The organism is Terrabacter terrae (assembly GCF_039529575.1).
Lineage (GTDB): Bacteria > Actinomycetota > Actinomycetes > Actinomycetales > Dermatophilaceae > Terrabacter > Terrabacter terrae.
Genome location: NZ_BAAANB010000095.1, coordinates 1 through 659 on the forward strand (window position 1 = coordinate 1; position 659 = coordinate 659).

At 64.2% G+C, this 659-nt stretch carries 1 protein-coding gene; it reads left to right on the plus strand.

Features of this window, described 5'->3' with window-relative positions; translation table 11 throughout:
* Positions 1-365: 365 nt before the first annotated feature.
* Positions 366-659 (plus strand): hypothetical protein (locus ABD194_RS19425; RefSeq protein ID WP_343994554.1); only part of this gene is annotated, 294 nt, incomplete at its 3' end.

Here is a 659-nt window from a genome sequence, read left to right on the forward strand (position 1 = left end):
GCGCCATGAAGTCCTGACTCTGTGTCGTCGTTGACGGCTGCCGCCCGGGGATGGTGGGCGACCGCACGAGCGTACGTCGCATGACGCCCGCCGTGCACATGCGCGGTGAAGTGGGCCGGGACCGCCGCCAACTCGGGGTGCCGACAACAAATGCGGGCTGTCGAACGCACTCGCAGCCTTATGGCTCTGGACATTTCGCCCATAATTCTTTTATGCGACTAATCCCATTGTGCCACAAGGCAATTCGCCCAAAAGTGGTTTGCGAAAAGTCGTGGCTGAGCGGGATTGCAGGGGTATGTCGGTGCCACTCGGGGTTCGAGGCGCCCGGGGGAATCAGGCGCCGCCACGACACAAGGGGAGACAACATGAAAGAGATGACCGTTCGCGTCCCGCGCCGGGCCGTGACACTGATCGCTGCGAGCGGCCTGGCCGTCAGCGGTGCCGCAGCACTGGCGACCGGCTGGAGCGCCTCCGCCTCACCGGAGGACCCGCACAAGGTATGGGTGTGCAAGTACGTGCAGAAGCCGAACTCGGACGAGGTGATCAAGGGCGGAAAGAACCCGATCTTCGTCGACTGGGCCTCCCTCACCGGGAAGGACACGGAACCGCACGTCGGTGACGCGTTCTCGGACGGCCAGGAGAAGTCGGTCGTCGTGCAG